Source organism: Streptomyces sp. NPDC005962, from assembly GCF_040629205.1.
Lineage (GTDB): Bacteria > Actinomycetota > Actinomycetes > Streptomycetales > Streptomycetaceae > Streptomyces.
Window position 1 is genome coordinate 35134 of the sequence record NZ_JBEXVE010000051.1, and the last position, 9049, is coordinate 44182.

The following is a 9049-nucleotide window of genomic DNA, read 5'->3' on the forward strand; positions in this document are numbered from 1 at the left end:
GGAGCTCAGCGGAGACTGTCGTCGGCGGGGACGTTCAGTTCGCTGTCGAGCACCTGGAACAGCTCCTCGTCGGTGGCCGACTCCAGATCGTCCCCGGCGGGCTCCTCCCCGGTGTCGCCGTCCACCCTGCGCAGCAACTCCCGCAGCCGCTCCGCGATCCGCGTCCGCTGCTCCCGGTCGTCGGCCACCGCGTCCAGGGCCGCGCCGATGGCGTCCAGATCGGCGAGCAGGGAACCGGTACGAGCCGCCCCGGCCGGGGCCAGCAGCTCGTCCAGGAGCCGGACGACCGCGGTGGGTGTGGGGTGGTCGAAGACCAGAGTGGCGGGCAGCCGCAGCCCGGTGGCGGCGCTGAGCCGGTTCCGCAGCTCGACGGCGGTCAGGGAGTCGAAGCCGAGTTCCCGGAAGTTCTGCGCGGGGTGGATGGACTCCGCCGCGTCGTGGCCCAGCACGGTCGCGGTATGGCCGCGCACCAGTTTGAGGAGCGCCTGCTGCCGGTCCTCCGCGGAGAGCGCCGCGAGCGACTGCGCCGGGTCCGTGGCGGACACCCCGGCCGCCGTGGCGGCCGCCTGCGGAGCGCCACCGCGCACGAGGGTACGGAAGAGGGCCGGTGGTTCGGTGTCCCGGGCCTGACGGCGCATGACGGCCAAATCCAGGCGGATGGGCGCCAGCGTGGGCAGACCACTGGCGAGGGCGGTGTCGAGCAGCGCGAGCCCCTGCTCGGTCTCCAGCCCCACGATGCCCGCCCGCGCCAGCCGGGCCCGGTCGGCGTCGGTCATGTCCCCGGTCATCCCGGTCGCCTGCTCCCAATAGCCCCAGGCCAGGGAGGTCGCGGGCAGGCCCTGGGCGTGGCGGCGCTGGGCGAGGGCGTCCAGGAAGGCGTTGGCGGCCGCGTAGTTGCCCTGCCCCACGGCGCCGAGCAGCCCGGCGGCCGCGGAGAACAGCACGAACGCCGAAAGTCCCAGGTCCCGGGTCAGCTCATGCAGATTCCACGCCGCGTCCGCCTTCGCCCGCAGGACATCGTCCACCTGAGCGGGCGTCAGCGCCTCGACCGTGGCATCGCGCAGCAGCCCGGCCGCGTGGACCACGGCGGTGAGCCGATGACGCTCGGGAAGAGACGCCAGCAGCGTGGCGAGGGCCGCCCGGTCCGCGGTATCACATGCGGCGACGGTGACGTGTGCGCCCAGTGCGGCCAGCTCGGCCGCCAGCTCGGGGGCGCCCGGTGCGTCCAGCCCCCGGCGACTGACCAGCAGCAGCCTCCGTACGCCGTGGCGGGCCACCAGATGGCGGGCGGTGGCGGCCCCCAGGGTGCCGGTGCCGCCGGTGATCAGGACGGTGCCCTCCGGGTCGAGTGCCTGGGGAATCGTCAGGACGATCTTGCCGATGTGGCGGGCCTGGCTGAAGTGGCGGAACGCCTCGGGAGCCCGGCGGATGTCCCACACCGTGGTCGGCAGGGGGCGCAGTGTCCCGTCCTCGAACAGCACCGACAGCTCGGCCAGCATCCGCTGGATACGGTCCGGACCGGCACCGCTGACGAGGTCGAACGCACGGTAGACGACTCCGTCGTACTGGGCGGCGACCTGGGCGGGGTCGCGGATGTCGGTCCTGCCCATGTCGATGAAGCGACCGCCGGGCGCCAGCAGCCGCAGCGACGCGTCCACGAAGTCACCTGCCAGCGAATTGAGCACCACATCCACGGCTCCGGCAGACCCGGCCGACCCGCTGGCCTCCCGGACACGGTCCTCGAAGTCGAGTGCGCGGGAGGAGGCGATGTGGCGGTCGTCGAAGCCACGGGCCCGCAGTGCGTGCCACTTGCCGGGGCTCGCGGTGGCGAACACCTCGGCCCCCCAGTGCCGGGCCAGCTGCACGGCGGCCAGACCGACGCCGCCCGTGGCCGCGTGCAGCAGCAGCTTCTCCCCCGAGCGCAGCCCCGCGAGATCGGCCAGCCCGTAGTACGCGGTGAGAAAGGCCGACGGAATGGTCGCCGCCTGCGCGTACGACCAGCCGTCCGGCATCCGGGTGATCAGCCGGTGGTCGGTGACGACCAGCGGCCCGGTTCCGTTGAACAGGCCCATGACCCGGTCGCCCACCGCGAACCGGCCGGTGTCCGGGCCCACTTCGACCACCACCCCCGCGCCGTCGCCACCGAGCGGCCGAGGGTCCTCCACCATGCCCAGCGCCACCACGACGTCATGGAAATTCACCCCGCCCGCGTGCAGCGCCACCCGCACCTCGCCGGGCCCCAGCGGGCGCGTGTTGTCCGGGCAGTCGACCAGGGCGAGATGGTCCAGGCTGCCGCGCCCGCTGAGCCCCAGCCGCCACGCCGCCGGGCCATCGGGCGGGGTGAGCCGCTTGGTGGCGTCGTCATGGACCAGCCGGGCCACATATGCCTGGCCACCGCGCAGCGCGACCTGCGGCTCGCCCGACGCGACCGCGCCCGCCACAGCCCGCGCCGAAAGCTCATGCTCGTCCACGTCGAGCAGCACCAGACGGCCCGGGTTCTCCGACTGGGCGCTGCGCACCAGACCCCAGGCGGCGGAGGCGGGCAGGTCGCGGATGTCGTCATGGCTCTGCGTGGCCACCGCGCGCCGGGTGACGACGGCCAGCCGGGAGCCGGGGAACTCGGGTGTGGCGAGGAAGATTTGGAGCAGCGAGAGCACTTCCGTGCTGATGCGATGCGTGTGCTCGACCGGGTCGGCGTCCGGGGGAGTGGCGACGGTGGCGAACACGACGTCGGGCGCCGGTGCGCCATCCGCCGTGGCCGCCCGTACGGCGTCGAGCCCGGGATGACGAACGGCGTCGGGCAGGGCGTCGGCCAGCGGTTCCGAGCCGGTCCCGAGGACGGCCGTACGAAGCACCGGCCCGCCTTCGGATAGCGGCAACGGCGCCCAGCCGAGCTGGAACAGCGCGTTGCGGCTCGCGGCACGGGCCCGGCCGAGCTGTCCGTCCTCCGGTACGGGCCGCAGAATCAGGTCGTCCACGGTCACCACCGGTGTGCCGACCAGATCGCAGACCCGCAGCGCGAGCCGGTCCGCCCCGGTCGGGGTGATGCGCACCCGCAGGGCGTCGGCGCCGGTGGCGCACAGCCGCAGACCGCTCCAGGCGAAGGGGAGGAGGACCCGCCGCGCCTCCTCCGAATCGGGGTCGACGCCCAGGGCGCGGGCGTGCAGGGCGGCGTCGAGCAGTGCCGGGTGGATGCCGTACCCGGTGGCGGAGGCGCGTTCGCCCTCGGGCAGCGCCACTTCCGCGTACAGACGCTCGTCCAGCCCCCACGCGGCGGTGAGCCCCTGGAACGACGGGCCGTAGGCATAGCCGTGGTCGGCGAGCCGGGCGTAGAAGTCCTGAACGGGCAGTGGCGTGGCCCCTGGCGGTGGCCACACACCGTCGAGCGCGACGGGCGGGGGTGCGGGTGCGGGTGCGAGAGTACCGGTGGCGTGCCGCGTCCACGCCGCCGTCTCATCGCTCTCGGCGGCGGGACGGGAATGGATGGTGAGGGAGCGTTCACCGCTGTCGCCGGGGGCGCCGACGACGACCTGGACATCGACCGCCTCGCCGTCCGGTACGACCAGCGGCGCGGCCAGGGCCAGCTCGGACACCTGGTCACAGCCGGTCCGGGAGGCGGCGTGCAGGGCGAGTTCGGCGAAGGCGGTCCCGGGCAGCAGCACGGTGTCCAGCACCCGGTGGTCGTTCAGCCAGGGGTGGGTCTGCGGGGACAGCCGCCCGGTCAGCAGGTGGGCACCGCCCTCGGCCACTTCCACGGCGGCGCCGAGCAGCGGATGCCCGGTGGACATCAGCCCCAGTTCTGAGGGATCGCCACTGGGCCCGCCCCGGCGGTCCAGCCAGTAGCGTTCGCGCTGGAAGGCGTACGTCGGCAGGTCGACGACGCGGGGCGCCGGGTCGGTCGGGAACCAGCGGGACCAGTCCACCTCGACTCCCGCCGTGAAGGCATGGGCCATGGCGCGGACCAGTTGGGCGCGGCCGCCGTAGTCGCGGCGCAGCGTGGGCACCGTGACGGCCCCGACGCCCGCTTCCTCGAAGGTTTCCTGCATGCCGACGGTGAGTACGGGGTGGGTGCTGGCCTCGATGAACACGCGGTGGCCGTCGTCGAGGAGGGCCTGTACGGCGTCGGCGAATCGCACCCGCTCGCGCAGATTCCTCACCCAGTACGCGGTGTCCAGACCGCTGGTGTCGATGCGGCCGCCGGTGACGGTGGAGTAGAACGCCGCCTCGGACTGGGCCGGTTCGATTCCGGCCAGGACGTCGGTCAGTTCGTCTGTGACTTCGTCGATCTGGGGGCCGTGTGAGGCGTAGTCCACGTCGATCAGCCGGGCCCGGCCGCCTGCCTCCTGGCATGCTGTCACCGCGTGCGCCACGTGCTCGGGTGGCCCGGACACGACGACGGACGCGGGTCCGTTGACGGCGGCCACGCCGACGCCCTCGGCCCGGGTGCCCAGGCTGGTCAGGAAGTCTTCGGCCTGGTCCTGGCCCATCGCGAGGGAGGCCATGGCGCCGCCGCCCGCGAGTTTGCGCAGGGCGCGGCTGCGCAGTGCAACGATCCTGGCGCCTTCGTCCAGCGACAACGCACCGGCCACCACGGCTGCCGCGATCTCTCCCTGACTGTGGCCGACGACTGCGGCCGGGACCACGCCGTGGTCGTCCCAGACGGCGGCGAGGGAGACCATGACGGCCCACAGGACTGGTTGTACGACATCGACGCGGCCGAGGTCGGCGGCGTGGGGACCGCCGCGCAGGACGTCGGTGAGGGACCAGTCGACGTACGGGGTCAGGGCTTGTTCGCATTCGGCCACGCGGGCGGCGAACACGGGGGAGTCGTCGAGTAGTGCGGCGCCCATTCCGGCCCACTGTGAACCTTGCCCCGGGAAGACCAGTACCGGGCCCGTGCCGCCCGTGGTTGCCGCGCTGCCCGGCTCGACCACCGAGGGGTGGGTGTCACCGGCCGCCAGGGCCGTGAGCCCCGCCATCAGCTCGTCGCGGTTCTCGCCCACGACCACCGCGCGGTGGTCGAACACCGAGCGGGTGTGGATCAGCGACCAGCCCACCTCGGCCGCCGATACGTCCGCATCGGCGGCCACCCGCTCCGCGAGCGCCCGCGCCTGCCCCCGTAACGCCTGGTCGCTGCGTGCCGACACCACCCACGGCACCACCCACGGCACCACGCCGACACCGCCGGGGGCCGGTTGTGCTGCCGTGTGCTCCTTCTCCTCGGGGGCCTGCTCAAGGATGAGATGGGCGTTCGTCCCCGAGATGCCGAACGCGGACACCCCGGCCCTGCGCGGCCGTTCTCCCCGTGGCCACCCGACCGGCTCGGTCAGCAGCCGTACGCCACCCGAGGTCCAGTCCGCGTGGGGGGTCGGTTCGTCGATGTGTAGCGAGGCGGGCAGCAGCTCGTGCCGCATCGCCAGCACCATTTTGATGACACTGGCCGCACCCGCGGCGGCCTGGGTGTGCCCGAGGTTCGACTTGACTGAGCCCAGCCACAGCGGCCGGTCCTCCGCCCTGCCCTGCCCGTACGTGGCCAGCAGCGCCTGCGCCTCGATCGGGTCGCCCAGCGTCGTACCGGTGCCATGGCCCTCGACCGCGTCCACTTCGGCGGTGGCCAGGTGGGCGTTGGCGAGCGCCTGCCGGATCACGCGCTGCTGCGACGGCCCGTTCGGCGCGGTCAAACCATTGCTCGCCCCGTCCTGGTTGACCGCCGAACCACGGATCACCGCCAGTACCCGGTGGTTGCGGCGCCGTGCCTCTCCGAGGCGCTCCAGTACGACGAGCCCGGCGCCCTCCCCCCAGCCGGTGCCGTCGGCGGCGGAGGCGAAGGGCTTGCACCGGCCGTCCGGGGCCATGCCGCGCTGCCGGGAGAACTCGATGAACGCCCCCGGAGTGGCCATCACCGCCACGCCACCGGCCAACGCCAGATCGCATTCGCCCTGGCGCAGCGCCTGACAGGCCAGATGCATGGCCACCAGCGACGACGAACACGCCGTGTCCACCGTGACCGCGGGCCCTTCCAGGCCCAGCGCGTACGCCACCCGGCCCGACACCACACTGCCGAGGTTGCCCGCCCCGACGTACCCCTCCACCTCGCTGGTGATGTTCCCGATGACCGACAGATAGTCATGGGAACCGACCCCGGCGAACACACCGGTGTTGCTGCCGTTCAAGGTGTCGCGACGTAATCCCGCCCGTTCGAACGCCTCCCACGCCGTTTCGAGGAGCAGCCGCTGCTGGGGGTCCATGGCCAGCGCCTCACGCGGGCTGATGTCGAAGAAAGCCGCGTCGAACGCGGTCGCGTCGTAACAGAATCCGCCCTGGTCCACATAGGACGTGCCGTAGTGCTCGGGATCAGGGTCGAAGAGTTCGCCGAGCCCCCAGCCCCGGTCCGCCGGGAACGCGGAGATGGCGTCGTCGCCCTGCGCCACCAGCTGCCAAAGGTCCTCGGGTGACCGCACCCCGCCCGGGAATCGGCACGCCATTCCCACGATGGCGATCGGCTCCGGCTCGGTGGAATCGATCTCGCGCAGACGCTGGCGGGTCTGGCGCAATTCGGCCGTGACCCACTTGAGGTGATCGAGAAGCTTCTCTTCGTTGGACATCTGGCGCAAGCTCCTTGGCGCGGCGCGGAGGGTGGAGTTCATCGGGCTTACGACTTTCCGAACTCATCGGAAATGAGGTCGAAAATGTCTTCCGCTGTTGCTGTCTCAAGCTCGCTGTGAGCCGTGGAACGGTCCGCTTCGCATTCCGTGTCGCTCCACTTGGCCAGCAGCAGCTGCAGTCGGCCGGTGATCCGGCGACGCGCCGCCTCGTCCACCGCCGACGGCTCCGACACCGAATCCCACTTGTCGAGGTCGGACAGCAGCCGCCCCTCGGAGGTCACCTCCGTGTCGACGAGGCACTCGCGCAGGAAGTCCGCCAGCTGGTTGGGCGTGGGGTGATCGAAGATGAGAGTGGGTGGCAGATCGATACCGGTGATGGCGGTGAGCCGGTTCCCGAATTCGACGGCGGTGAGGGAATCGAACCCCAGCTCCTGGAATAGCTGGGCGGGGGGAATGGCGTCCGTGCTGGAGTGGCCGAGGATCGCGGCGGCGTGCGTCTGGAGGTGGTGAAGGAGGAGTTGATGCTGCTGGGCGGGCGTGCCGCTGTGCAGCTGTTGTTGGAGCGAGGTCTTATCGGCCGTCGAATCCAGGGTGGTATCGGCGCCGGACGACGGGGCGGGCATGAGGCGCCGGAGGAGGGGACTCGGCCGCTGCGCCGTAAAGCTGGCGGGGAACTTCTGCCAGTCGATATCCGCGACGGTGACGGTGATGTCGTCGTGGTCGAGGGAGTGCTGAAGCGAGGCGACGGCGAGACCCGGGTCGAGCGGATTCATCCCGCGCCGGTTGTAGTAGTCGACGACGGCCTCGTCGGCGGCCATGCCCGCGTCGCTCCAGGGAGCCCAGGCGATGCTGGTGGCGGGGAGGCCTTGGGATCGGCGGTGTTCGGCGAGGGCGTCGAGGTAGGTGTTGGCGGCGGCGTAGGTGGCCTGCCGACTGCCGCCCCAGGAGGCCGCACCGGAGGAGAAGAGGACGAACGCGCTGAGATCGTGGTCCTTGGTCAGCTCATGGAGATGGGTGGCGGCGAGTGCCTTGGCCCCGAGGACTTCGTTGATGTGGGGGAGATCGATCTCCGCGAGCGAGGTGTTCTCCGCGATGCCCGCGGCGTGGATGACGGTGGTGAGGGGGTGTTCGGCGGGGGTGGATTGGATGAGGTGGTGGAGGGCGGTGCGGTCGGAGACGTCGCAGGCGGTGATGGTGACGGTGGTGCCCAGAGCGGTGAGTTCTTCGCTGAGCTGGGCAGTCCTGGGTGCGTCGGGGCCGGTGCGGCTGGTGAGGTGGAGGTGGGGTGCGCCGTTGTGGGCGAGCCAGCGTGCGAGGTGGGCGCCGAGTCCACCGGTGCCACCGGTGATGAGCGTCGTACCGGTCGGCTGCCAGGGGACCGCGAGGGCATCGGTGGCGGGCGCGTGCTCCAGACGGCGCCCGAGCACGGCCGAACGGATCGCCACCTGGTCCTCGGGCTGCCCCGGCGTGAGCATCCCGGCGATACGGCCGGGAGTACGGCCGTCGATGGTGTCGGGCAGATCGATCAAACCACCCCAGAGCTGGGGGTATTCGAGTGCGGCAACCCGGCCGAAGCCCCAGATCTGTGCCTGGTGCGGATGAGGGAGCCCATCGGAGGCGGTGGCCGTCACGGCGCCCTGGGTGAGGCACCACAGGGCTGCGCGCCACCCGAGTTCATCGAGGGCCTGGACGAGGGCGGTGGTGGCGGCCAGCCCGGTGGGAACGGCCGGTTGATCCGGGTGCGCGGTCTCGTCGAGGCCGAGGAGACTCAGCACACCGACGGGTGCGGTATGTGCGTCTGTGGCGCCTGCGAGCTGCTGGGCGAGGGCCTTGCGATCAGTAGCAACGGTGTCGATGGTGAGCGTCTCGCGCGCCGCGCCGTGGTCATCGAGTGCCTGGGCGGCGGCTTGGACGACCGAGTGATCCTCTAGACCGGATGGCACGAGCAGCAGCCAGGTCCCGGTGAGAGTAGGAGTGGAGATCGCGTCGGGCAGCTGGTCCCAGGCGATCCGGTAGCGCCACGAGTCGATGGTGGAGTGCTCCCGATGCCGTCGCCGCCAGGCCGAGAGAAGGGGGAGGGCGGGGAGCAGGGCGTCGATGTCGGGGCTGTTCTTCTCCAGGTGCAGTGTGCTGGTGAGGGCGTCTACGTCCTGCGCTTCGATGGCACCCCACAGCTGCGCCTCGACCGGGTCACGCTGCGCGTCGCGGCCGTCGGGACGGCGAGTGGGCGGGGCGAGCCAGAACCGTTGGTGCTGGAAGGCGTACGTCGGCAATTCGACGAGCCGGGGGGCCGGGGTGGCGGGGAACCAGGGTGCCCAGTCGACGTCGGCCCCTGCGGTGTGGAGCCGCGCGAGGGTGTGGCCGAGGGCGTGGATGTCGGGTTGTTTGTGGGTGAGGGTGGCTGCTACGAGGGGGTTGGGTCGGTTGGTGTCTGTGGTGGTGTG

General features: G+C 71.8%; 2 protein-coding genes. Both read right to left on the reverse strand.

What is annotated here, in order from left to right; all coding sequences use genetic code 11:
• Positions 1–5 precede the first annotated feature (5 nt).
• Positions 6–6605: a type I polyketide synthase gene (locus ABZ370_RS43190; protein WP_358633820.1), complete on the reverse strand. Its 6600-nt coding sequence runs from the start codon at positions 6603–6605 to the stop codon at positions 6–8.
• Positions 6606–6652: 47 nt separating this feature from the next.
• A partial coding sequence (locus ABZ370_RS43195) for an SDR family NAD(P)-dependent oxidoreductase (RefSeq protein ID WP_358633823.1) occupies positions 6653–9049 on the reverse strand: 2397 nt, incomplete at its 5' end.

Excerpts from the sequence above, each read along its gene's own strand:
- ABZ370_RS43190 (WP_358633820.1), bottom strand. The coding sequence starts at position 6,605 with ATGTCCAACGAAGAGAAGCTTCTCGATCACCTCAAGTGGGTCACGGCC.